Raw genomic sequence first — 24,508 nt, 5'->3', positions numbered from 1 at the left:
AAGCTGAAAGCCCACCCTTGATAGGAGAGCAAACCATTGTGATGGTTGGAGGTTGGATGGTTGAAGGTTTAAAGTTGAAGGTTGAAGGTTGGATGGTTGAAGGTTTAAAGTTGAAGGTTGAAGGTTACAGGTTGAAGGTTTGATGGTTGAAGGTTTGATGGTTGAAGGTTGGTAGGTTGAAGGTTGGTAGGTTGAAGGTTGGTTGGTTGGAGGTTTGATGGTTGAAGATTAGAGGCTTAACAACTGAAAGCCGATGTATAACTGGCAATCTGTAACGTTAAACCTGTTACATATAACCTGTAACCTTCAACATATAACCTGTAACGTTAAACCTGTTACATATAACCTGTAACCTTCAACCTGTAACCTTCAACCTTTCAACCTTCCAACCTTCAACCTTCATACTTCTCAATCAAATTGTTGCAGTGTGTAAAGACTCCTGAACTTTAACAACAAGTATTCGTAATCTCCAGAAGGTCGTGTTAGCTTTAAAGAGTGGAAGTCATCCTTCAGATAAGAACCTGAAGCGAAAAACCAAATGGGCATAGATAAGATGATTTCTAGCGGTCTATGACCCAGCCACAGTAGGCACCGATCGAACATAGCAAAAAGTGGCGAGAAACCAACAGAAGTTGGAGGAAGCCAAACCAAAGTCCGGAAAGACACGACTGTGTGAGATTAAGTATTAGGTGTATCTGTGTAGTTTGCCAACCATAGTAGTGATTCAAAACTGGTAGTCAGAAAGTTAACTCGTTGAAAATTTGTCTTTTTCCACTCGAATGGGTCTAGTCAATCCTGGCTAGGCCCTTTGAGTATTGGGGAAATGTATTGGGGAAATGTATTGGGGAAATGTATTGGGGAAATCCCAGACACATTAGAAATGATTGCTGTACCGTACCATTAAAGTTAATCAAATGTAAGCATTCAGCCGTCAGCTATCAGCCATCAGCTTCATAGTTCGAGATTAATGATAATTTCAAGTCTGGGGAAAAGCCCTTGGCCAATGACTGATAGCTGATAAGCGACACGCTGATAGCTGACAAAGCAATTAACACTTCACCCTTGACCCTACATGCTTCATACTTTTTCATCTAATCGTTGCAGTTTGTAAAGACTGATTAACTTTAACAACAAGTATTCGGAATCTCCAGAAGGCCGTGTTAGTTTTAAAGAGTGGAAGTCATCCTTCAGAGAAGAACCTGAAGCCAGAAACTAAATGGGCATAGATAAGATGATTTCTACCGGTCTATGACCCAGCCACAGTAGGCACCAATCGAACATAGCAAAAAGTGGCGAGAAACCAACAGAAGTTGGAAGAAGCCAAACCAAAGTCCGGAAAGACACGACTGTGTGAGATTTAGTATTAGGTGTATCTGTGTAGTTTGCCAACCATAGTAGTGATTCAAAACTGGTAGTCAGAAAGTTAACTCGTTGAAAATTTGTCTTTTTCCACTCGAATGGGTCTAGTCAATCCTGGCTAGGCCCATTGAGTATTGTCGTCAATCGATCTAAGTTATTGGTAAGGATTAACATTCCTAGCTTGGGCTGCGAGCTTTAAGGGCAAGCTGATTAACGGCTGTAAGAAAAACTGATGGAGTATTGACTATGGCAGTAGTACAGTTAAAAGTTCCCAGTATTGCGTGTGATGTCTGTGCCAAGACCATTACCGAAGGTATACTCCAACAGGAGCCAGATTCTAAAGTCGCAGTGGATGTAACATCAAAGACGGTTAGAGTTGAAACCGAAGCATCTGAAGAGTCAATTAGACAGATCATAACGACTGTCGGTCACAGCGTGGAGTAAGCTACCAATTGACACTCCCCGCCCTGGAAGGACGGGGATTCTTGCTTGGCCTATGGCCACGCGATCGCGTTCAACGGGGTGACTTGTAAAACCCTTGCCGGAGCCAGGAAAAATAGAGGTGGATTCGACCCAAGCGTATTTGGTCTATGACCTAGGTTTCGGTGTGCCGGAAACGAAACCTGATCAGAGGGTCGCCTTAATAAAAAAGGTTAAAACTTTTTACACAAGCGCCGACTAACTATAAAGGCGACCCTCTGATTAAGGTAACTTCTAACCCCACCGTACCTAATCTAGTTAACAAGTTAGATAAACTTTTTCTTGATCTTATGTTTTCGGAGATCTCCAAATCTAAGAATTTGATGATGCAATAAGCTGATATCTTAGCTGATTTTTTACATCATCTACTTATTTTAATATCATGTTTATCTAGAACATTAATTGTTTTTTTCGTTAGGTTTTTATCTTAACACGATGCGAAAAAACCGTCAAGTCTTAATTTAACAAAAAGCCTACCGTAAGAGTTAAGAAGCCTTAATTAATAAGTTTTAACCCTTTTGCTCATAGCCTGCTCCCAATAAATGCTTCTTAACTCTGAGGCGCGCGTCTCCTATAAGGACGGGGCGCGATTACCCAAATTTTTTGGTAAGCTAGTGTGATTTCAATGGCCCTTTATTTTCTAAAGGCTCCTAGTTGGAACGAGCCGCACTTCGACAATACATCATTAATGTATATGTAAGTATTCAGCTATCAGCGTGTCGCGTATCAGCTATCAGCGTGTCGCGTATCAGCGTGTCGCGTATCAGCTAATGCGCACGCTACTTGAGGTGCTACAGATGGTGCTTTTGAATAAGCGATGCAGAGGTGCGACCCGTGGCGAATTTAATTACGGGTCAAACGCACCATTACGGTCTTGGGGAGGCAGCGCCGCCAAAGGGGGTTCCCCCCATGACCGCGCTGCCGTGGTTTCCCCCGGAGACAAAACCTTAGATAGGGTCGCCTTTATAGTTAGCAGGTTATGCAGAAAAGGGTTAAATATTTTTTAATAAGGCGACCCGATCTTACGGTAAATTCAAACCACTCGCGCTTGGGATCAAGACAACAGGTAAGCATTGGAATAATGCTGAGTTACTTTAGCTGACGGCTGACGGCTGACGGCTGACGGCTGACGGCTGACGGCTGAATGCTTACATTTATATTGTTTTGGTTAAATAGTGTCTAGTTTACTTAAGTATTAGTTAACTAGGTGTTGCGCATTTAAATTGGATATTATTCAGTTATAAAAAAGGCGTTGCTGAATTAAGAAATGAATAGGAGTAGAGTGGGCATCCTGCCCGCGCGAAAATAAGGAGGAAACTGGCAAGATGCCAGTTCTAGCCAAGATGCCAGTTCTAGCCAAGATGCCAGTTCTAGCCAAGATGCCAGTTCTAGCCAAGATGCCAGTTCTAGCCAAGATGCCAGTTCCACAAAACTCTTGAAATCATTTGATTATTAAGCAACGCCCCTTAATCAATGGAGGCGCGCTTTCCGCGTGAAGAATTAAATTACGGGGTCGCGCCTCAAGTTTTAACCATGCATCTGCATAGCCTACCAACCATAAAGGCTCCCCTGTCTAAGGCGCGCGTCTCCGGGGGAAACCCCCAGTTCCGAAGCTGCATCCCTTCTTCAGGTGCGACCCGTGGCGAATTTAATAATTAGATGCGGAAAGCGCACCTAAGTTGTTTTCCTTTTCCTCTCCCTCTGGGTCGCCCCATGTTTGACCCTAATGTAAAAAACCTACCCCTGTGAGGGGGTTAGGGGACCGGTCCCCATTACCGATTAGCCATTACCGATTAGCCATTACCCATTACCGATTACCTATCTCCAAAGTAAAAAACCTACCCTTGTCAGTCTCCCCACCCTCCCTCTAATTATGGGTATTCAACCTGACTTGATATAGAGGTTAGTGGGAATAATAATGCTCTCACTTAGTTGAACAGTTAGGTGTTTTCACCATGTTCGATAAAGATTTAGAAAAATTACCCGGATACCAGGAAATTGCTACTGCCACTTGTGATAAAAACAAGAGAGTATTAGAGGAAAGTATAAATAGAATAATCCCTGTGCTCAGCTTCTGCTGAGTAACCCCTAATTAACTATGTGCCTAAGATGTGCCTAAGATGTGCCTAAGTTGGCTTTGGATTCATCGGGGATTAAACTAATTTTTGTTGTTATTCAGGTTTATATTCAACAAAACTCGTTAAGCTAAAAACGATATAACAATTATAAACGAGTTGTGAAAATCTAGAAACCCAAAATCATGGTATTATTGGCATCCTGGCCTCTTGATAGTTCACAACCTATTTATAATTGCTATATACAGTAATCTAGTTTAGAAATGATTGTTATAAGATCACCTAATTTATCAAAAGTTCCACAGCTCGTGATTCACAATCCATATCGGGGAGGGGAATCGGCAATGGGGAATTGGTAACTGATCCAACTGTACTTGAGCTCCTAAACGATAGTCAGCAATAGGATCAATTTATCTAGTTATCTAGCATCAATCTATTCCATAGCCAATCCCATATACTAGACATCTCCAAAAATTAACCTCAAACCCTTGCACTGCCTGGGTCAAAACCGAGTTTCTGGAGATGTCTACTGGTGAATTTAGAGCAAAACGTATTAGCTAATACTTTCTTGAAGAAGTAGCAGTGTTAAGATTATTAATTCCGGGTGAATGTATTAGCTCTGTAGAGCTAACTATAAATAAAAACGATGCTTCTATAAATGCTTCTATATTAGTGGTAGGAAATAAACAGTTTATCACTACATTTGTGAAGCGGACTTGCTATATAAGGTCTAGCACTTTCGAGGTATCTTTGGAACTTGATGATGTCATACAACACATCAAGACTAGACAACCCGCTATTTTAATTTTGCAGGCAACCCAGGTGGCTAGTTTACAACTATGTCGTCAAATTAAAGAACAAAAGCTGCTCGGTTGGATATACTGCATTTTGATCAATGACTTGCCCGAAATAGCGATTACAGCAATGGGACTAGACCCAAACTGGGAGTTAAGAGAATGTGCTCAAGCCCTAGAAAACGGTGCAGATGCCTACTTACGGATCAGTTCAATCAGTAATCAAGACTCAGCCATAGCTGTAGCAGAAAATCGGTTGCTTAAGGCACAAATTCAGGCAGGGTTACGAGGAGTGCGACTATACCGGGAAGCAATGCACACTAATGATTTCCTATCAAGGATAGCATTGGTTGATCCCTTGACAGAATTGAGCAATCGTCGGGCAATGGAATCGGAGTTACCCCGACAAGTCAAAAATGCGTTTAGTCAATCAAGGCCCCTGAGTCTGATTATCCTAGATGTAGACTATTTCAAGTCCATCAACGACAACTACGGACATCCGGTAGGCGATCGCGCTCTCAAGCTACTGGCAAGTCGTCTCAAACATAACCTACGTATTCAAGATTCCCTCTTTCGTTATGGTGGAGAAGAGTTTGTGATCATTCTTAGTCACACTGACTGTGAAGAAGCCCGAGCAGTGGCTAACCGAGTGCGACATATTATTAGCGATCAACCGTTTCAGATTGATAGAAGATTGGTGCTCCCAATTACCATTAGCTTGGGTGTTGCTGCCCTTAACAATACGGACGACCATAGAGGGGAAAGCCTACTGCGATCTGCTGACCAGAACCTACGGATCGCTAAATCTAATGGTCGCAATCAGGTGTATTGTTGTTGCAATCGCTAATTTTCACGTAAATTGCTGACTCAAAACCACTGGCTTGTGGACAGTAATTTTTTTCTTGTGAATCGAAATCATGTCTTTTTCCCGTAGGTCTCCCAGTAGACGGGTGACAGTAACCCGAGTCGAACCGATAGCTTCTGCGATCGCTTGATGGGACAACTTCAGTTCAATGGTAATCCCATCCCCACAGGGTATGCCAAAGTCACGGCAGAGAATTAATAGAAAACTAACCAATCGAGACTCCATATCCCGATGAGCTAGGGTTTCGATCATCATTTCCGTCTGTAATATCCGAGACGATAGCCCCCGTAACATCAACATTGATAATTCCGGGTTTTCCTTCAGTGCTTTTTCGACCTGGTCAATCGGGGAAGAGAGTAACTCTACAGTTGTAAAGGCAACTGCATGGTAGAACCGATCAGATTGGTGACCAGTAATCAGAGACAGAACACCGAAAACCGTATTTTCTCGCAGCAGTGCTACAGTAATTTCTTCCCCTACTTCGTATACTCTAGAAAGTTTTACAGCACCTTTTAGCAAAAAGTAAACCCGTTCAGCTGGATCTCCTGGGAAGAAAATCGTCTTACCTCGCTCATAGGTTTCTACGACTGGTGGAAACGCTCCTCTACCAATCTGACGAAACACAGCCGCTAGTGGTGTATCCTGCGTCACAACCCTATCCATATCTATTTCTTTGTACAAATGCCCCTATCTATTTACATTTAAGAGACTTCCGGGGATTTTAAGCCACGGATTACCTCATTAATCTGGTATATTTAGGCTATTTTAGCGGATTTTAAACAGTTTTCTTGAGTTTGTTGTGAACTGCTACAACCGTTTCCAATTCCCCTTGCCCATCAATTTCGGCGGTGGGACCGGTGGCCAATTTAATTTGCCTAGGTCAAGGGCACCGGGCAAGTTTTGAGCTAATTTGCCAACAGGCCAACAGTATTAACTGCTAGTCTATATCTTAGCAAGCTCTTGACTTGATTTTCCCTTAACCCCGTCAGGTAGAAGCGGCAATTCGTAGCAATCATCGTGGCATAGACAAATTTATTTCCCACTACTTAATATCAATCTGAGCTAATTTTTTGTAAAAATTGCTACCAAAAACCAAAAATCTCAGGAGGTAAGCCTGAAGGTCAAAAGCAATGCAACGCTGACCTGTGGGGAAACCCCACAGGTCAGCGTTGCATCAAGACATGGAGCTGAAAAACTCAATGTTGCTGCATTCAGGGATATAATAGCTGGGCTGTCATACACGGCTAAGTAACCTTCAACCCTGACTCATAGCGCGACTCAACCTAAAAACCATGCTCGATCTCAACGGAAAAAATGCTTTTGTCACTGGCATCGCCAACAACCGCTCCATTGCTTGGGGGATCGCCCAACAGTTGCACAACGCGGGGGCAAATTTAGGTGTGAACTTTTTGCCTGACGAAAAAGGTCGCTATGAGAAAAAAGTTCGAGACCTGGTAGAGCCCCTCGAACCTAGCATTATCATGCCCTGTGATGTCCGAAACGATGCCCAAATTGAAGCGATTGCAGATGCGATCGCAAAACAATGGGGCAGACTGGACATCCTGATTCACTGTTTAGCCTTTGCCAATAAAGAAGATCTATCGGGAGAGTTTAGTCAGACATCCCGTGAGGGGTTTTCCCTAGCCTTAGACATTAGCACTTACTCCCTCAATCGACTAACAGCGGCTTGGAAGCACTTGATGACTGATGGCGGTAGCATTGTCACTCTCAGCTATCTGGGGGGTGTTAAAGTAATTCCCAATTATAATGTGATGGGTGTTGCTAAAGCAGCACTGGAAATGAGTGTTCGTTACCTGGCAGCAGAACTCGGACCTCAAACGATTCGGGTCAATGCTATCTCCGCAGGGCCAATCCGGACCTTAGCCTCTTCAGCAGTTGGGGGGATAATGGATATGATTCATCATGTAGAGAAAGTAGCACCACTGCGCCGCACGGTTACTCAGGAAGAAGTGGGTAAAGCAGCTGCTTTCTTGTGTAGTGATTTAGCCAGTGGCATCACTGGTCAGGTTTTATATGTAGACGCTGGTTACGAAATAATGGGCATGTAGGTGACATACTCCCACACTGACCTATCGGTTCAGTGTGGGCTTCTTACCAACTCCAGCTATTGCTTAGGATACACGGGTTACTTTATTAACGACACGGGATGCCCCGACCCTCCGGAACAATACAATAAGTTCTATTTTTAAGCACGTAGGTGGCGGTTAGCTCTTAATTTGTCTTCCCTACTATATCTAGTATAAACGATATAAACCCTGTCCGCAATTGATCTCACACTCATGCTGCCCATGTTCGTTGTGAGGCAATTGAGCGGATGAAGTTAAGTTAGACAGGAGCAAAGATGTAATGCAAGTAAGCAATAACCGGACGCAGATCGAGAGCGGACCGATAATTCTCAACACTCAAGAGTCTACGTTAAAGGCGCGAACAGCTTCAGTCAGGCGTACTACTGGGGAAACTGATGTACAAGTGTCACTGAATTTAGATGGTACAGGTATCTGCACCGCTAATACAGGCATCCCATTTTTAGACCATATGCTGCATCAAATCTCTTCCCATGGACTGATTGACTTGGAGGTGCAGGCAAAGGGAGACCTAGAAATTGATGATCACCACACTAACGAAGATGTTGGGATTACCCTAGGGCAAGCCTTGGCAAAAGCATTAAGCGATCGCAAAGGAATTTTCCGCTTCGGTAATTTCCTGGCTCCCCTAGATGAGGCATTGATTCTGGTATCTCTAGATTTTTCTGGACGTCCTCACTTAAGCTATGGCTTGGAAATTCCTACCCAGCGTGTCGGAACCTATGATACCCAACTGGTGCGAGAGTTTTTTGTTGCACTGGTTAACCATAGTCAGATCACCCTACATATCCGCCAACTAGATGGCATCAATTCACATCATATTATTGAAGCGACATTCAAGGCATTGGCCAGAGCAATGCGCATGGCTGTGGAAATTGATCCTCGTCGTGCAGGGATGATTCCAAGCTCTAAGGGGGTTTTGTAAAAGCTATCCGGAAATCCTAAAAGTTGATAACAAACAAAAAGCCATGGGACTAAGAGTTCCACAGCTTTTAGACTGGTCTAAGGAGCATTAACTACATTTGATCGTAGAGTACGCTAACTGTGGGCATAGTCCTCGTAACAGTTTTGGTAACGAATTGACTACTCTCGTCGCTAAATCAAATATTATAGCGAGAGATTCCTAAGAACATAAATCCTTACTGGCGCGCGCCAAATAGCCTCTACACTCTGAGATCAAATCATTGATTTTACTTGTCTTTTGGCTTACGCTTCTAGCAGCGGTGCCCTTGACCCGTGGCGAATTTAATTACGGGTCAAGGGCACCGTGAGGCTTTTCAGCTGGCGCGCAAATCGGCACTTTATAGTTGATTAATTATCTCTATCTACTAGTAAAAATTATCAATAATCGCAAGAGTTTCCGTCTCCAATTCCCCGGAGACGCGCGCCTTAGATCGGGTCGCCTGATTACAAAAGACTTAACCCTTTTATTTTATGCAAGACCTTTCGCGGAGCGGCTATGGGCGAGCATCACCCATAAAGGCGACCCGATCTTACGGTAACTTCTAACCCGCTAACCCTTACTGGCAGTGCCAGACGCTGCTTAACACGGGTATAACGGGAGTCCCCAAGGAGATTGAATGATGGTTTTGACTCAGCTATATTCCAAACGAGGATTTACCAAAGGGCACCAGGATTGTGCTAATCCTCATAGATTCAAACGACTAGTGCCCTAGTGCTGACGCTAACCAACCAATTCTAGGCAGCCAGCCCCCCAAGGTGCATCATTCAGACCTAGCCAAAGTCCAAGATTGCACCCTTGAGTTTTAGAAAAATCTGGGATTATGTGGTCTAATTTTGGTTGATTTAATTTCATTATGATTCTGGTGTTTCAGCTCAGTGGCAATGATTAGCTGATCAAGGGTGCAGTTGAGCTTTTCCATCATTAACTTAGTCTGCCAAAAGGAGAGCTTAGGCTGCATTTTACCCCTTTCCCAAATGGAAATGGTTTTTTGGGTTACTCCAAGAGCCTCAGCAAGTTCTCGCTGAGTTAAGCCAACTTGCTGGCGCAACTTTAGTAGTGTTATGTCATGATGTTCACGTAGCATTATAGTTTACTATATAATATTGTCCAACGCCATATCATCAACGGTATAAACAAACAAAAACACATAATGGCAGGTAGCCAAAAGCTGCTTTTGCTTTTTGAAACCTAATCATAACGGTTCCAAGTTATTTACCCCAGCCATCCTTAAATCTACAAATAACAGCTCAATCCGTTATACGTCATCCACATCCAGTCAAATATGGTTCCTGCTTGGCTGATGGATCGGTTGCTTTAATCCCAAAAAGCCATCACTCAACTAAAATACTTAGAGACAAAACTTAGTTGACATTTTACGGCACAACACGCTACTATAAGTATGTTGTCAAAGTTAGTCAGGTGACCAAGTATCTTAAACCTAAAGAAGCTTCTGAGTTACTAGGCGTTAACGTCAGGACTTTAGCTAGATGGGAAAAGGCCGGAATTATCCAAGCAATTAAAACACCATCAGGACAACGGAGATATGATGTAGAATCCTATACTCACTCCTTCAGTGTCAAAAAAGAAACAGTGCTTTATTGTCGAGTTTATAGTCATGCTCAGAAGCCAGATTTAAACAGGCAAGTGGCCCAATTGCAAGCTTTATACCCAGAAGCCAGAACTATTAAAGAAGTTGGTGGAGGATTAAACTTTAAGCGAAAAAAACTACTAGCACTTCTCAGTCAAATTCTTAAAGGTGAAGTCAGTCGAGTAGTTGTTGCTCATAAAGATAGGCTGGCTCGATTTGGTTTTGATTTGTTTAACTGGCTTTGTGAACAAAATAAGTGTGAGTTGATTGTTCTCAATGAAAAAGAACTTTCACCACAAGCAGAAATGGTAGAAGATATCCTGGCAATTCTTCACTGTTTTTCAAGTCGATTGTATGGACTAAGAAAATACAAGACTCTGTTGAATAATGATCCCGAATTATGCAAAGAGCCTTCAAAACCAAGTTAAAACTGAATAACAAACAGAAAACCTTAATGGCTCAACACGCCGGTTATTCAAGATGGATTTGGAATTGGGCACTTCGGATGTGGAACTCCGCTTATAAAGAGGGACTAAAACTGTCAACTAACAAGCTCAAAAAGTTTTATACCAATCACATCAAGCCTGATTATCCCTGGCAGTCTACCCTAAGTTCAAGAGTTTATCAGTTTGCTTTTCTGCACTTAGGTGAAGCATTCAAGCGCTTTTTTAAAGGTACGGCTCAACATCCTAAATTTAAGAAAAAAGGACGAAATGATCGCTTTACCATTGATAACTGCGGTAAGGTTATGGTTTTTGAAGGGAGAAGGTTAAAGCTTCCCTTTATTGGATGGGTTAGGACTTATGAAGCTTTACCTGAAATACAGACTAAACGAATAACCATCAGTCGAGTGGCGGACTCTTGGTATTTGTCTGTAGCTTATGAGTTTGACCCCGAACCTACAGTTAAAACCCGAGACTATTTAGGTGTTGATGTTGGGGTAAAAGTTCTCGCGACTTGCTCAGATGGAACTGTATTTCCTAATCCTAGAGCGTACAAAAAGGCTCAAAAGAAGATAGCATTACTTCAGCGACAATTGGCTAGAAAAGAAAAAGGCTCTAAGAATAGGGATAAGGCCAGATTGAAACTAGCCAAAACGTACCAACGAGTCACTAACATCCGGAAAGATGCCATCGATAAATTAACCTCCTGGCTTAGCAAGAACCACGCTGTCATAGGGTTAGAAGACTTGAATGTGTCCGGTATGTTGAAAAATCATAAACTAGCAGGTGCTATTGCTGATTCTGCCTTCTATGAGATTCGTCGCCAACTGGAATATAAATCCGAATGGTACGGCTGTGAATTAGTGTTTGCCGATCGGTTTTTTCCATCCTCTAAAACCTGTTCTAGTTGTGGAAACAATCAAGAAATGCCACTAACACAACGAGTTTTTAGCTGCTTCGCTTGCGGTGCCGTCAAGGACAGAGATTACAACGCAAGTGTGAATTTACAGCATTTAGCCGAGGGCTTCTTGGTGATAGCCTGTGTAAGTGAGTAGGGCCGACCCCTCACGCAACCCAAGTTTTTGGAAGAAGCAGGAAGTAAACGTTAACGTGCTGATTATACCGCGTTATATCAGTTTTACAAAGCAGCAGAATAGAGAAGACTTAGGTCAGCGGCGGTTGGATTAAACGGCGCTCACCTAAGCGCGAATTTAATTCAACGACTGTAAGCGCACCGGGTAGGTATCAGCTGACCTGCTCTGCTGATAGAATGCCACCAAAGCTATTGATTTGATTTATCTTGGCGCGTGATTAATAACAGTCGAAGTAAAGCTTAAGACATATTTCTGCTCCGAACGCGCCCCGCGTGGCCTACGGCCTTAGTCCCTACTCCCTGCTCCCTTTCAACCAAAATACTCTGTCCTCAACTATACTTCGGTTGCTGCTATATGTGAGAGTCACCAAGCTGAAAACCACGCCTCTTCAGAGCGTGGATGAAAGCTCGAGAGCGACTTTAGTCGCCGTGAAAAAAAAAGATTGTAAGCTTCCCTAATCTTCTCCTTGCCTGTGTAGAATAAAGTATTATAGAGTACAGGCTGAAAAACCGCTAGGACAGCTGGAATAGGGAACCAAGTTTGACCGCCTAGAAAGTAGTAATGCTCAGAGGGTAGGGAAAATCCTCTCTAAAAACCCAATCGTCAACCAACAATTGACGTGTGAACCTAGAACAGAAAACTTTCCAAGAAAAACCGGTGCGCTTTCCGTTGGCGAATTGAATTTGCCACAGATTGCACCGTAGTGTACGGTGGGGCACACCGAAACATGGGGAAAAGAGTCGGCACTCTCAAGAAAGTACCTGAACGCCTAAGGAGAACTGCCCTCTAGGTCTGCCGTGAATTAACTGGGTATTTGGTAGTTTTCTACCGATATTTGGTTAAGTATTGCTTCTCCCGAAGACACGACGGTTTAAGGTGGTTCGCTGATCTAGGAATCCCCACGTCTTTAGACGGGGGAGTGTCAACTTGGTTTCAAATCCTGTACTGAAATAGTCTTATGACCGCTGCAACTCCCTTAGCTAATGCTCCCGATTTATCTACCGATAACTACCTGGTGGTGGGCTTAGCCACCTGCTTTATCAAAGAAGAGGGGGAAGTTCATCAAGTTCAAATTATTGAACCCATCCCCTCAGCCTCCCTAGAAGCACTGCTTAAAAGCGTTCCTACATCTTACTCAGTGGCTTTTGGTACAACTCTAGGTCAAGTAATCTCAGGGGATAGCCTTGTCAAACCCGCTGAGTTTCCAGAGGATGCTCAGTTTTGCGATGATTTTACTAACCGAGCCCTCGCGGCTGCACGCACTTACAAGAGTTGTCCAGAAGCGATCGCTCATATTCCCCTCGGCACAACGTTTGATAACTTCAACTTTTCCACAGAACGCAAGCGGTTGCTAAATATGCAGCGAGTTGTTACTAAGGAAGATAATGTAAAACAGCATGAGTACACTCACAAGGTTCTCTAATCGTTAATCCATTAGTCCTTAGTTAATTGAAACAAGACTTAGGCTTGCACCCGTTGCTCAAGCCTAGTGTATGGGATATGGGCATTGTTGTATGGGCGCTATGGTCTTAACAATTATCCTTTGACCAATCACTAAGGACTAACGACTATTTCTCTAACAACTTCCAGCCACCATCCCAGTCATCGTTAGGAGGTTCTTGAAGAAAACGCTGACAACGGCTCAGGTGCAATACAGACGCTTGGTCATGTTTGTCATATTTTTGTAGAATGGTGCCAAACTCACCCATGGCGAGGGCGAACTGTCGCTGGAGGTAATACTGACGGCCTTTGTAGTAATGTTCAATGATTCGTGCTTTGTCCTCCGAAATCGGTTCAGATTTTAGGCCCACCAGTTCATAAATGGATACTGGCTTGGTCTTGCCCTTAACAATTACCTTGTCCAATTCCCTAGCCCAGATCTGGTCAGCACAGGCTCTGTAAGTATTTTCACTAATTAGGATGTCACAACCGTATTGCTTGCTAGCCGTTTCCAAGCGAGCACCTAAATTGACTCCATCACCAATAGAGGTAAACTCCATTCGTTTAGTCGAACCCATATTACCACTAATGACGCTATCGGAGTTGATGCCAATGCCGATCTTTAAAGGTTTTCGATTAGCTTTAACACGTTGCTGATTAAACTCTTTGAGACGTTGGCGCATCTCTAAGGCTGTTTGCACTGCTCTCCAAGCATGATCCTCTTGGGGCAAGGGCGAACCAAAAACAGCCATAATCGCATCCCCAATGTATTTGTCGAGGGTACCTTTATATTCAAAAATTGCATCCACCATCGACTCAAAATAGTCGTTTAGCATACCCACGACCTCTTCTGCCTTTAAACTTTCGCTCAAAGCAGTATAGCCACGAATATCCGAGAACAGAACTGATACCTCTTTGCGATCGCCTCCTAATTTATGGTCATCGAGCTTAAGTAATTCCTCTGCTAACTCCTGGGTCATGTAGCGATACATGGTAGTCTTGAGGCGTTTTTCATCACTAATGTCATCCATGACTACCAACGCACCATAGACATGGGTTTGATCACTGGCATCAGCAATAGAGTTAATCGAGAGATTCACACAATGCTTGGTTGATTCTAACCCCTGTGAGATCAGGGTTTGGTCGGGGTAGTACTGACGGCTGTCTTTTTCTGTCTTGGCAGTTAAAGCGTTCTGGAGCCATTGAGCAAAATTTCCCCCTTTGATGTTAATCAACTGACTAACCGATAACCCCTCCAATCTGTCTCCAGGGTAATACCCCAGCAATTTCTTGGCACTTTCATTGGTAGCGATAATCTTACCGGTTTTATCGGTGGAAATAACCCCATTACTGAGACTGCGCAGCATATCCCGCTGAATTTGTTCCTGCTGTTTGATGGTGGCAAAAAGTTTCGCTCGCTGTATGGCTACCCCAGCTTGAATATTGAAGGCTTTCATGTATTCTTCATCAATGCGATTAAAACTTGCTTGCCAGCATTCGGGAGCTTTAGGCCAATCATTCGGATTGTAGGGCTCAAAGTCACCGGTCTTTTTCTTGTTGACTAGTTGGGTGACACCTATTAACTCTTGATTGGAGTTATACACTGGCATACACAAGAGGCTACAGGTGCGATAACCAGATTCCTGATCAACTTTTTTGGAATTGTATGAATTGGGATGATCATATAGGTCAAAAGGAATATTTAGAGCTTCACCTGTTTGAGCTACCTTGCCGGCAAAGCCAACCCCCATTAGGATCCGGATTTCTTGGGAGGAACCATCCGCTTGGGGAATTTGCGCCCACAGTTCATTACGTTCTCGGTCAATGAGCCACAGGGTACTACGGTCGGCTTTCATCAGCGTTTTCGCCTCATCCATCACCCGCTTGAGGGTTTCGTCTAGATCCAAACTGCTGAGATTGAGGGATTCTGTAGCTTTGATCAGTGCTGTTGCTGCTCTTTGTCTCTGGGTAGCTCGGTACAACGACTTCGAAGATTCTAGAACCAGCCGCATCGAAGGGGCAAAATCCTTAAACAGTTTTTGATCTTCGTCAGTAAAGCCCTGTTGATCAATTTTTTCCTTTAAGGAAGCGTTCTGTCTATAGGAATTTTTGACCTTATTCAGTAATTGGACTACGGCAACTAAATCTCCCTGTCGATTCAACAGGGGCAATGCTAGCAGGGTATAGGTGCGATATCCAGTTTTTTTGTCAGACTTTTTGGCAGTGTTAGAACGAGAGTCATCATAAAAATCGTAGGGAACGTTAACCACCCGTTTGAAAGTAGCTACTTCACCAACAATGCCCTGATCAGCTGGAAATCGCAGTTCTCCTAAGGTGTTGTTTCCCTCTCCCTTTGCCACTACCGACCAAAGTTCCTTCTTGTCTTCATCCAGAAAAAATATTGTTACTCGGTCGGCATTCATTAACTCTGCCGTCTTGATAGTAATCGCAGTCAAAATCTCCTGGAGAACCTTCTCAAAATCTTGGTTTTCCAGTAGAGCTTCCAGCATCGACAGGGTTTGATTGACGATCTGGAGTGCCTTCTCTACACTTGGGACTACTTGTTTTAAACTTTTCCGGTTTAAAGGTGCCAGAAAGTTAGATATCCCTTGTCCCGCCGCAACTAGCGAACCGGCTGCTGAGGAATTTGCCTCAGATATGCTCCCCTTTTCCACCTGATTTGAATTGTGTTGATCAACAGATGCAGCTACCATAGAATTATCCTGCGCTAAAGCTTTGGTTTTGCTGAAGCGGTCTAATGATGGCGTGTTTTTGATACTTATTTACTCTTACATTGATACTTATTGACTCGTCAGAGCCAGTTAACCGAATTGATCTGAGTTTAAGGCTAATCTGTTGATTACCTAGAGAGCACCTTCTATGCTGGCCGCTGAGTAGATTTTTTCTGATTGAGAGTTAAATATGGCCTGACTGGATTATAGTGCATTCTAGATTAATTTGTCAGTAGCTTAATTAATCAATTGCGATCCAACTATTAAACTAATGCATCACAACCTCACAATTTTTAACATTTAGCTGTTTGGCCTGGCGTTGCTTAATAATGGAATGATTTTAAGAGTTTTGTAGAATAGGCATCTTGCCTGTTCGGCGATCTTTTGGGGCGGGCAGGATGCCCACTAATCTCCTATTCATTCAAAGACTGACGCAACGCCTTTGGCCTTAGTCCTGTCTTCCCACTGTGCATGTCTTACGCCAGCTAGCAGCTTGGGACAACAAGGAAGCCGCAAAATTCATAGCGTCTTGAGCCGACTGTCCACCAGCTAACTGAGCGATTTCTTCCTGCCGCTTTTGGGGATGATTCAGGAGACTAATCCTTACTACAGTTCGAAGCTCGGGCATTCCAGATTCCGGGATTTGGGTAACTACTTGAGTCCTGCCAGAGCGGTTAACTTGAGGGGAAGATGGTTGTTTCAAAATGCTAGAAATCGGTTGAGCAATCACCTGTTTATCCACCCTAAAATGTTGGTCTGCCATCGCAGCAATTAACGGTTGGTGAGTCACACAAAGAACTTGGTGGCGTTGACTGAGTTGGTAGAGTCGTTCTGCGATCGCTCCTGCTACCCGACCAGACACCCCAGCATCAATTTCATCAAAAATTAAGGTTGTTCCTGGCTGGTTACTGCTGGAAAAACAGGCTTTCAGTGCCAGTAAAAATCGACTCATTTCTCCACCGGAAGCCGTCTTAGCAAGAGGTTGCAAGGGTTCTCCGGGGTTGGGAGAGAAGTAAAAGGTGACTTGATCAGCACCAGCTGCCGTGGGGACAATGGGGCTGATTTCCACTGTAAACTTTACCTTCTCCATAGCCAAGGGCTTTAACTGGTTAACCAGCTGTTTTTCCAGTTCTGACCCAGCCCTATAGCGCAATTTGGTCAGTTGATCACATTCATCGGTCACGTTTTCCTGACTCAATGCGTAATTTCTCTCTAATTGTTCTAGAGATGCACCTTCACTGCCTAATTCTTCCAGTTCTGCCTGTAGGCTCTCATAGTGAGCGATTGCCTCAGCAAGGGTTGGTCCATATTTGCGGCAAATTTGTTTAAGAACCCCAATTCTTTCCTCCACCACTTGGAGACGTTCCGGATCAGTCTCTAGTCCATCTCCATAGGCATTAATCTGATGGGCAGCTTCCACCACTTGAGCCAATGCTCCACTGACTAAGTCTAGTAGAGGTTGCAATTGACTATCATAGTCTACCATATCCTGTAAGGTACTTTCCGCTTGACCCAATAAGTCAGCACTAGCTAAAGTCCCCTGATCATTATGGTAAAGTGCTTGATAGACTTGGTAACTCCTCTGTTGGAGTTCCACAACATGGTTCAGACGCTGGTGTTCACGTTCAAGCTGTTCAAGTTCGTCAGGAGCGCTAAGGTTGGCAGCACTGAGGTCTTGAATTTGATACTCTAACCAGTCCAGACGTTGTAGGCGTTCTTGCTGAGACTTTTGCTGTGTCTCTAGAGCTTTCTTGGCCTCTTGAAAAGCTATATACGCAGATGCAACTCGATCTCGCTGTTGGATCACAAGGGAACCGCCGTAAAGGTCGAGTAGCCCTCTTTGGCGTGCTGGCATAATTAGCTGTATGGTTTGACCCTGAGCAGTAATTTCTACCAAGCGCTCACGCAGTCCCTCCATCAGTTGCCGATTAACTATCGTGCCATTGACCCGAGAACGCGATCGCATGCCTTTCTCTGTTGCGGTAATCTCTCGGCTACAGACTAAATCGGCTTGATCAAGTAAGTCAATCTCTTGCTCACTCAACCAGGCAATCAAGGGGTTATCTACCGAGAATGTGGCTTCTAGCAAAGCCCGTTTAGTCCCTGTGCGAATCAGCCGATTGGTTACTTTTCCCCCCAGGGCAATATCAATGGCATCCAAAATAATGGACTTACCCGCACCGGTTTCCCCAGTCAACACATTTAGGCCAGCACCGAATTCCACTTCTAGGTGGTCAATTAAGGCAAAGTTGTGAATTCGCAAATAAACTAACATTGAGCAAAATTCACTGTTGGGAAAATTGTGATAGTAAACACATTTTGTAACAATTTAGAAAAAGTCACACCCTAATACCCAATTGAAGTCTAAGGGTTAACTCTAGTAATCGTTGACCGTTCACCATTCAGTTTATCGTCAAGTGTCCACTAAAAATCAGTATTCCTTTAAGCAGTCAGCCGTCAGCCGTCAGCCGTCAGCTTATTTTATTCAAAGGTGCGCTCTTACCATTAAGAATTAAATTTGCCACGGGTTGCACCTAAAAGCACCGATTGCGCTACGGGCACGCTGCGCGAACAGTAGCGTGGCCTTTGGCTAATAGCTAATGGCTAGCTGATGGCTGATAGCTGATGGCTTACGTATTCTTACCCAGGAATGGGTTATTCCACCATTTTGGTATGAAGATTGCCGAACCTTTATTAAGTTTTAATGATATCCCCCTTTTGTTACAATAGTTTACAGAATCGCTTCTGTTTGTCCGTCGGAAATATCTTCTTATGAATCCTAAAACAGTTTCCCCAACTTCTGTTCAAGCACTAGACTCACAGGCTGATGCGGACAAGTCAGTGGTACCAGTGTCGGGAACTCAGATCACAGTTGAGGAAGAGTTGAGCTCGACAACGGGATCCTCTGTCTTGGAAACAGACAAACCACGCTACGACCCGTCAGCGATCGCAGCCCAGTACCAGAACGCATACCTGTCAGTTCTAGGGCGGTCTTTTACCATCATTTCGTCATTTATATCGTTTGCTCTAGGTCTGTGGTGGGATCGGTTTCGGGGTCGGGATGTTACCGAGAACCAGCGCAGAGCGATTCAGCTGCGGGAAATTTTAACCGACCTAGGACCAGCCTACATTAAAATCGGACAAGCTCTTTCCACACGACCGGATTTAGTCCCACAAATTTTCTTGGATGAGTTGACGCTGCTACAAGACCAACTCCCACCCTTTGAGAATGAGGTGGCTTATAAATTTATTGAGGAAGAATTAGGCGATCGCCCGGAAAATATTTTCGCTGAACTGACTGAAAAGCCTGTGGCAGCGGCTTCCTTAGGACAGGTCTATAAGGGCAAACTCAAAACTGGGGAAACTGTTGCGGTCAAGGTACAGCGACCAGGATTGGCAAATAAAATTACCCTAGATATTTACATTCTACGCCGTCTGGCACAGTGGGTACAAAGCAATGTCAAGCGGGTGCGCAGTGACTTGGTTGCCATCATGGATGAGTTTGGTGCCCGGATCTTTGAAGAGATGGACTATCAGCATGAAGGGCGCAATGCTGAACGCTTTGCCAAGCTTTACGGCAAACTACCGGAAATTTATGTTCCCCGAATTTACTGGGACTACACCGGGCGTCGTGTCCTGACTATGGAATGGGTAACGGGTAGTAAGCTGACGGATATGGAGACAATCAAGGCTAAAGGCATTGATGCCAAGCACTTGATTGAAGTTGGGGTAAACTGTTCCTTGCGACAGCTACTGGAATACGGATTCTTTCACGCTGACCCTCACCCTGGAAACCTGTTAGCCACTTCTGACGGCAAGCTGGCTTATATTGACTTTGGGATGATGAGCCAAGTCAAGAAGTATCAGCGCTATGGTTTGATTGAAGCTGTTGTCCATCTGGTCAATCGTGACTTCCCTGGTTTGGCGAAGGACTACGTGAAGCTGGAGTTTCTCACCCCAGATACAGACCTGACACCGATTATTCCTGCCCTAGGCAAGGTTTTTAACAACGCCTTGGGAGCCAGTGTGGCAGAACTCAACTTTAAGAGTATCACTGACCAGTTATCAGCTTTGATGTATGAGTATCCCTTCCGGGTACCCGCTTACTACGCCCTGATTATTCGCTCCCTAGTCACCTTAGAAGGGATTGCCATGAATGTTGAGCCAGATTTCAAAGTACTCAGTAAAGCCTATCCTTATGTAGCCAAGCGCTTATTGACAGATCCATCACCGGAATTACGGGCATCCTTGAAGGATTTACTGTTTAAGGATGGCGGTTTCCGTTGGAACCGTCTGGAAAACCTGTTGCGCAATGCTGGAAATTCTCCAGATTATGATATCAACCAAGTCTTAGATCAGACCCTAGACTTTATTTTTTCAGATCGAGGAGCTTTCATCCGGGAGCAGTTGGTCAATGAAATTGTCAAGGCGATCGATAGCTTTGGAAGACGGACATTGGATAACGTCAGTTATGCCTTGCAGGAACGTCTAGGCTTAGAAATAAATAATAAAGATAATCAAGACAAGAAGCCAGAAGATCAACCCGAAACTACTGAGAATATCCAGCGGATTTGGAAAATTTTACAAGACACTCCTGGTTTTGACCTAATGCAATTGTTGCCAGTTATTCCTCAAATGTTGATCAAACAGGAGACCCAGGAAATGGGACAAAAAATTGCTGGTGGTTTAGCACAGCGAGTAATTGCTCGGATGATTCGGGATGCTTTACTCCAGGATAATCCTGACAATGGCACCGCTAACGGTCATGGCCAGGGCTCAAACCCTAACTTAGTTTTGCCCCCTGCTGCTGCGATGCGATAGATTATAGAAATTTTATTTGGAAATGCGGTTAGAGGTTGAAGGTTGAAGGTTAGAGGTTGAAGGTTGAAGGTTGAAGGTTGAAGGTTAGAGGTTGAAGGTTGAAGGTTGAAGGTTGAAGGTTACAGGTTACAGGTGACGCAGTTGAAGCTTACAGGTTACAGGTTACAGGTTACAGGTTACAGGTTACAGGTTACAGGTTATTAAACTTCCAAACTTTCAACCATCCAACCTTCAACCTGACAACCAAACAACCTGACAACCTTGGCCAAAAGGCCACGCGATCGCTGAAAGCGGGACTTTGTCCATCGCGTTCAACCAAACAACCTTGGCCTTTTGGCCTTTTGGCCACGCTACGCGAACGGCCACGCTACGCGAACAACCAAACAACCTTGGCCTTTTGGCCTTTTGGCCACGCTACGCGAACGGCCACGCTACGCGAACAACCATTCAACCTAAATCTGCCCAACAAATCCGGAATCTAACAAATTCAAGACGTAGGTTACAGTATGACTAAGAGGGATTAATCTAGTTTAAACCTATGTCTAAACTACAAGAAGCATTGGAATTCATCGAGAAAATTGAACGTGATAACCCTGGTAAATCGGCTTATGAAATTGTTAATCATTTGCGTGGGTACACTAAGAAGGCATATACTAGTAGATTATGGAGTACAGCTACGGGGTATCACCAAGAGTATATTCGAGATGAATTTGAAGGAAAACTCAATATCAATGAATTGGTATTAAGTGGTGAAATTACCGACTTTGGTCATTTTATCGGTTCCCTTTCTGATCAAATTGATCAGCCTGGATTCCAATGGTCAGATTTTACTAGCTGGACTGGTGACCATACCTCATGGGCTGGAGATATTGGTTCGGCGATTGTGGCCTATCGAGACCCCAATGACAACATAGATGTTAACAGTGTCGAGGAAGCTTTGGATAGGTTAGCCAGAGATTCTGATTATACTGCGGATATTGCAGCTTACGTAGTAGGAGAAATGATTAACTCTCGTAAGCAATCTTCCATTACTCAGGCGATTTATCAGTATAATTCTAAGTCCTACTCAGAAAATGTTAGGACGTTTATTAAAAAGCGTTTTGGCGCAGTTATTCAAGAAGATAAACTTAAGAATCCAGCTGGACTTGATTCAAAAATGCGTAGCGCTATTTCTACTTATATCCAGTTTTCTTCAGCCTATGAGTCGTTAAAGTCTATCAAGGATTTAGCTAAATTACCTCTAAATTTAGGTTCAGAAGATAACTCTATACCTAATAGTGTTGATATTTTTAAAGGTTCTCAACATTTTATCAAGCATATAGTCAAGTATGGCAACTTAGATGGTTTACTATTTAAGCCATACCAAATACCTGGGATGTCCTGGCTAGGAACCGTAAACTATGAAGTTAGAGTACCGGGCTGACTTAACTAGTTCATTAGTGTTAAATCGGGAATCGGGAATCGGGAATCGGGAATCGGGAATCGGGAATCGGTAATCGGGAATCGGTAATCGGTAATCGGTAATCGGTAATCGGTAATCGGTAAGAAGTAGTTTTGGGAGCTTAAGAGTATCTTTAAATATATCTTTTATCATAGTTTTATATCATGTTCGGATAATTATTTATAAAACACCATTATCCTTGAAACCTTACTCCTTTACTTCTGCCTAACCCCTCCTGGGAGGGGTTAGGGGTGGGTGCCTTCTGCCCTCTGCCTTGCTTTCCCCAAAGTATAAGTATTCAACCGGACATGATATTACTGAATCGTAAATACTTCTACGGTAAAACTGGTAAAGCCCGATCGATCATAGTGGCGAGTGCCTCGTTGCAATAAAGTCTGGTTAACCAGCCAATCCACTGCCACAAAAAACGCTTTTCCACTCTCTACCTGTGCCGGACAACTGATTGCAATACGGTTGGTAAAGTGTAACCTCAGGTAATCTTCAGCTAAATCGTCTAACGGTTGCCATGAGGTTACTACTGGGCCTGAAATTTGCCAGTCCGGGGTTATTGTTTGCACTGTTCCTTGCCAGTCGCTACTAATTTCATGGGCGGGAGGTAGAGCAGGCACATTCACGAAATGTCCTAGGTGTTCCGGAAAGACAGTAAAGCGTTTTAAGCTGCCACTTTCATCGTATTTGGCAATCGCAGTAGCACGACTATTTTCATATCTTAAACATATATCGGAAAAAAACGTGGAGCCGGATTTTACTGTGGTTGAACCCCAGGAAAAGCCATTGTCTAAAAACAAGCCGGTTGTGATAGGTTGCTTGTAGGGTTTAAAGGTTTTTGTCTCCGTCTTGCCATTAGCATAAGTATAGTGATTTTGGTGATGTATTTCACGACAATCTGCTGTGGGACGAAAGCTTCTAATACAGCGCCAAGATTCTATGACGTCTCCTGTGGTTGAGTATCTAGTCCAAATCCCATAGAAGTCTCCTGAATAATATCGACAGAACTTCTTCCAATTTTGGAGTTTTCGATCCATAGGTTTATTCTGTTATATATAGCAGTTTGAAATTGGTTGAGGTACAAATTTATGGTTTTTAGGGAGTAGGGAGCAGGGAGCAGGGAGCAGGCAAGAGGCAAGAGGCAAGAGGCAAGAGGCAAGAGGCAAAAGGTAAGAAGCAAGACTGAAAAAATTATGTGTACCTCATATCTATAATAAAGGCTGTATCATCACTACTTATATAGTTGTTATATAGTTTAATTTTGGCTATCAATCAAAACTGTTATTTTACTTATTTTATATTCGACTTTAACACCAAAAATCGGTAGTATAGGTTTTTATATGTTACATTATTAATGTGTTAGGTAATGTCTGTATAATTACCCTTAATCAAACTATGCCCCATCTCCCCATCTCTGATTAATTACTCTTTAAGGTTAAACCGGATAACTCACCGGATGAATTATAGTCAACTAGCAGTTGTTGTCTAATATTAGGATTAACTTGCCAATCTCCAATCACAACGAAAGACATTTCTGGTTTTAGTTTGGGGGGATAACTTAATGATATCCCATCTGGATAATAAAAGGTTTGATAGTCTGGATATTCCCAAGCTAAATGAGTTGGTGTTGGCTGAGATAGTTGAGTGACTGGGGTAAGGGTAATTGCTAATCCTTCTTCCCCATTAAGGATATCTCGATCGGGGATTAAATATGGGTTAAGTGTCCAATGATCACAGGGCTTTTGCAAATCCTCCTCTCGGACACTGACTGTTTTAGTTAATTCCCCATCTGAGTTATACATTACTAGCAGACTATGACGTAATTCTTGATATCTAAACCAGAACTCTACTGCAAATAACTCTCCTGGTTCAAATCGATTTACCGTCCAAATAGCCGAGCCTTGATCAAACATATACATAAAGGATGCTTGATCGGTTTGTTCAGCTAAACCATTGATTAAACTATTGGGAGTATTCTGGTAAACCTTCTCCTCTTCAGTTCCATTGTCATACATATATACGTTAGTTTGGTTAATGTGAGTTTGTTCAGAATCACTAATAGAGCATCGACTACCGACAAAGGATTCCATCACTTCACCTTCAGGGGAATAAATTGTCCAAGACCCATACCAATTATGTAAATGATGGGTCATAAAATTAGTCCAGTTATGCTGCTTTAACTGTTCAAATGTCTGATTCATAGCTATTGTGTAAAGTATTGTTACAAAAACAAAAGGGAACAGGGAACAGCGGATCTGGGAACAGCGGATCTGGGAGCAAAAATTATCACAATTTATT

The 24,508-nt window shown here is 43.4% G+C and carries 19 protein-coding genes; 10 read left to right on the top strand and 9 right to left on the bottom strand.

Features of this window, described 5'->3' with window-relative positions:
• Positions 1-124: 124 nt before the first annotated feature.
• Positions 125-268: a hypothetical protein gene (locus LYNGBM3L_RS48490; RefSeq protein WP_154659720.1), complete on the bottom strand. Its 144-nt coding sequence runs from the start codon at positions 266-268 to the stop codon at positions 125-127.
• Between the two features lie 1,337 nt (positions 269-1,605).
• Between LYNGBM3L_RS48490 and LYNGBM3L_RS08960 the strand changes: the two genes are divergently transcribed.
• The gene (locus tag LYNGBM3L_RS08960) at positions 1,606-1,803 is read left to right on the top strand and encodes a heavy-metal-associated domain-containing protein (RefSeq protein ID WP_008181598.1); all 198 of its coding nucleotides are present in this window, start codon (positions 1,606-1,608) and stop codon (positions 1,801-1,803) included.
• Between the two features lie 1,296 nt (positions 1,804-3,099).
• Here LYNGBM3L_RS08960 and LYNGBM3L_RS43095 read toward each other — a convergent pair.
• Positions 3,100-3,267 (bottom strand): hypothetical protein, encoded by a 168-nt coding sequence (locus LYNGBM3L_RS43095; RefSeq protein WP_154659719.1) that lies wholly within the window; start codon positions 3,265-3,267, stop codon positions 3,100-3,102.
• Between the two features lie 1,229 nt (positions 3,268-4,496).
• Here LYNGBM3L_RS43095 and LYNGBM3L_RS08955 point away from each other — a divergent pair.
• Entirely contained in the window at positions 4,497-5,555 is a 1,059-nt protein-coding gene (locus tag LYNGBM3L_RS08955; protein ID WP_229414399.1) for a GGDEF domain-containing protein, read from the top strand.
• 3 nt (positions 5,556-5,558) lie between these two features.
• Here the strand turns inward: LYNGBM3L_RS08955 and ntcA are convergent, their stop codons facing one another.
• Positions 5,559-6,236 (bottom strand): global nitrogen regulator NtcA, encoded by a 678-nt coding sequence (gene ntcA / locus LYNGBM3L_RS08950; protein WP_008181591.1) that lies wholly within the window; start codon positions 6,234-6,236, stop codon positions 5,559-5,561.
• A gap of 629 nt (positions 6,237-6,865) precedes the next feature.
• On the opposite strand from ntcA, the gene fabI reads away from it, so the two are divergent.
• Both fabI and hisB read left to right on the top strand, forming a co-directional pair.
• A complete protein-coding gene (gene fabI / locus LYNGBM3L_RS08945; protein WP_008181587.1) occupies positions 6,866-7,642 on the top strand; it encodes an enoyl-ACP reductase FabI in 777 nt (258 codons plus the stop codon).
• A gap of 298 nt (positions 7,643-7,940) precedes the next feature.
• Complete coding sequence (gene hisB / locus LYNGBM3L_RS08940; protein WP_008181585.1) at positions 7,941-8,603, top strand: imidazoleglycerol-phosphate dehydratase HisB; 663 nt, start codon at positions 7,941-7,943, stop codon at positions 8,601-8,603.
• Between the two features lie 841 nt (positions 8,604-9,444).
• Here hisB and LYNGBM3L_RS08935 read toward each other — a convergent pair.
• A complete protein-coding gene (locus LYNGBM3L_RS08935; protein ID WP_008181583.1) occupies positions 9,445-9,726 on the bottom strand; it encodes a helix-turn-helix domain-containing protein in 282 nt (93 codons plus the stop codon).
• Between the two features lie 335 nt (positions 9,727-10,061).
• Here LYNGBM3L_RS08935 and LYNGBM3L_RS08930 point away from each other — a divergent pair, with 335 nt between their 5' ends.
• From LYNGBM3L_RS08930 to LYNGBM3L_RS08920, 3 genes are all read left to right on the top strand, one after another.
• Positions 10,062-10,658, top strand: a complete 597-nt coding sequence (locus LYNGBM3L_RS08930) for an IS607 family transposase (RefSeq protein WP_044492524.1) — start codon at positions 10,062-10,064, stop codon at positions 10,656-10,658.
• A complete protein-coding gene (locus LYNGBM3L_RS08925; RefSeq protein ID WP_008181581.1) occupies positions 10,631-11,728 on the top strand; it encodes an RNA-guided endonuclease InsQ/TnpB family protein in 1,098 nt (365 codons plus the stop codon). Before LYNGBM3L_RS08930 ends, LYNGBM3L_RS08925 begins: the two co-directional genes overlap by 28 nt.
• A gap of 997 nt (positions 11,729-12,725) precedes the next feature.
• Positions 12,726-13,190 (top strand): hypothetical protein, encoded by a 465-nt coding sequence (locus tag LYNGBM3L_RS08920; RefSeq protein ID WP_008181580.1) that lies wholly within the window; start codon positions 12,726-12,728, stop codon positions 13,188-13,190.
• Positions 13,191-13,335: 145 nt separating this feature from the next.
• Here the strand turns inward: LYNGBM3L_RS08920 and LYNGBM3L_RS08915 are convergent, their stop codons facing one another.
• Together LYNGBM3L_RS08915 and recN are read right to left on the bottom strand one after the other, a co-directional pair.
• On the bottom strand, positions 13,336-15,921 hold the full coding sequence (locus tag LYNGBM3L_RS08915) for a GAF domain-containing protein (RefSeq protein ID WP_008181579.1): 2,586 nt from the start codon (positions 15,919-15,921) through the stop codon (positions 13,336-13,338).
• 466 nt (positions 15,922-16,387) lie between these two features.
• Complete coding sequence (gene recN / locus LYNGBM3L_RS08910; protein ID WP_008181578.1) at positions 16,388-18,214, bottom strand: DNA repair protein RecN; 1,827 nt, start codon at positions 18,212-18,214, stop codon at positions 16,388-16,390.
• A 497-nt stretch (positions 18,215-18,711) separates the two neighbouring features.
• Here recN and LYNGBM3L_RS08905 point away from each other — a divergent pair, with 497 nt between their 5' ends.
• The 3 genes from LYNGBM3L_RS08905 (at position 18,712) to LYNGBM3L_RS08900 (ending at position 22,183) form a co-directional block, all read left to right on the top strand.
• Positions 18,712-20,760 carry an ABC1 kinase family protein gene (locus LYNGBM3L_RS08905; protein ID WP_008181577.1) on the top strand — a complete coding sequence of 683 codons (2,049 nt, stop codon included), beginning with the start codon at positions 18,712-18,714 and terminating at the stop codon, positions 20,758-20,760.
• A gap of 298 nt (positions 20,761-21,058) precedes the next feature.
• Complete coding sequence (locus tag LYNGBM3L_RS40140; protein ID WP_161603138.1) at positions 21,059-21,274, top strand: hypothetical protein; 216 nt, start codon at positions 21,059-21,061, stop codon at positions 21,272-21,274.
• Positions 21,275-21,298: 24 nt separating this feature from the next.
• A complete protein-coding gene (locus LYNGBM3L_RS08900; protein WP_008181576.1) occupies positions 21,299-22,183 on the top strand; it encodes a hypothetical protein in 885 nt (294 codons plus the stop codon).
• On the opposite strand, the gene LYNGBM3L_RS43090 is transcribed toward LYNGBM3L_RS08900, so the two are convergent.
• The 3 genes from LYNGBM3L_RS43090 to LYNGBM3L_RS08890 form a co-directional block, all read right to left on the bottom strand.
• Entirely contained in the window at positions 22,145-22,354 is a 210-nt protein-coding gene (locus tag LYNGBM3L_RS43090) for a hypothetical protein (protein ID WP_154659718.1), read from the bottom strand. The two genes, LYNGBM3L_RS08900 and LYNGBM3L_RS43090, sit on opposite strands and share 39 nt — an antisense overlap.
• Positions 22,355-22,515: 161 nt before the next feature.
• Positions 22,516-23,247, bottom strand: coding sequence for a DUF3598 family protein (locus tag LYNGBM3L_RS08895; protein WP_008181574.1), 732 nt, complete (start codon positions 23,245-23,247; stop codon positions 22,516-22,518).
• A 381-nt stretch (positions 23,248-23,628) separates the two neighbouring features.
• Positions 23,629-24,411, bottom strand: coding sequence for a DUF3598 family protein (locus LYNGBM3L_RS08890; RefSeq protein WP_008181571.1), 783 nt, complete (start codon positions 24,409-24,411; stop codon positions 23,629-23,631).
• Positions 24,412-24,508: the final 97 nt, after the last annotated feature.

Source organism: Moorena producens 3L (assembly GCF_000211815.1).
Classification (GTDB): domain Bacteria; phylum Cyanobacteriota; class Cyanobacteriia; order Cyanobacteriales; family Coleofasciculaceae; genus Moorena; species Moorena producens.
Note: the sequence above shows the minus strand (reverse complement) of the source record. Positions and strands in the feature narration are given on the sequence as shown.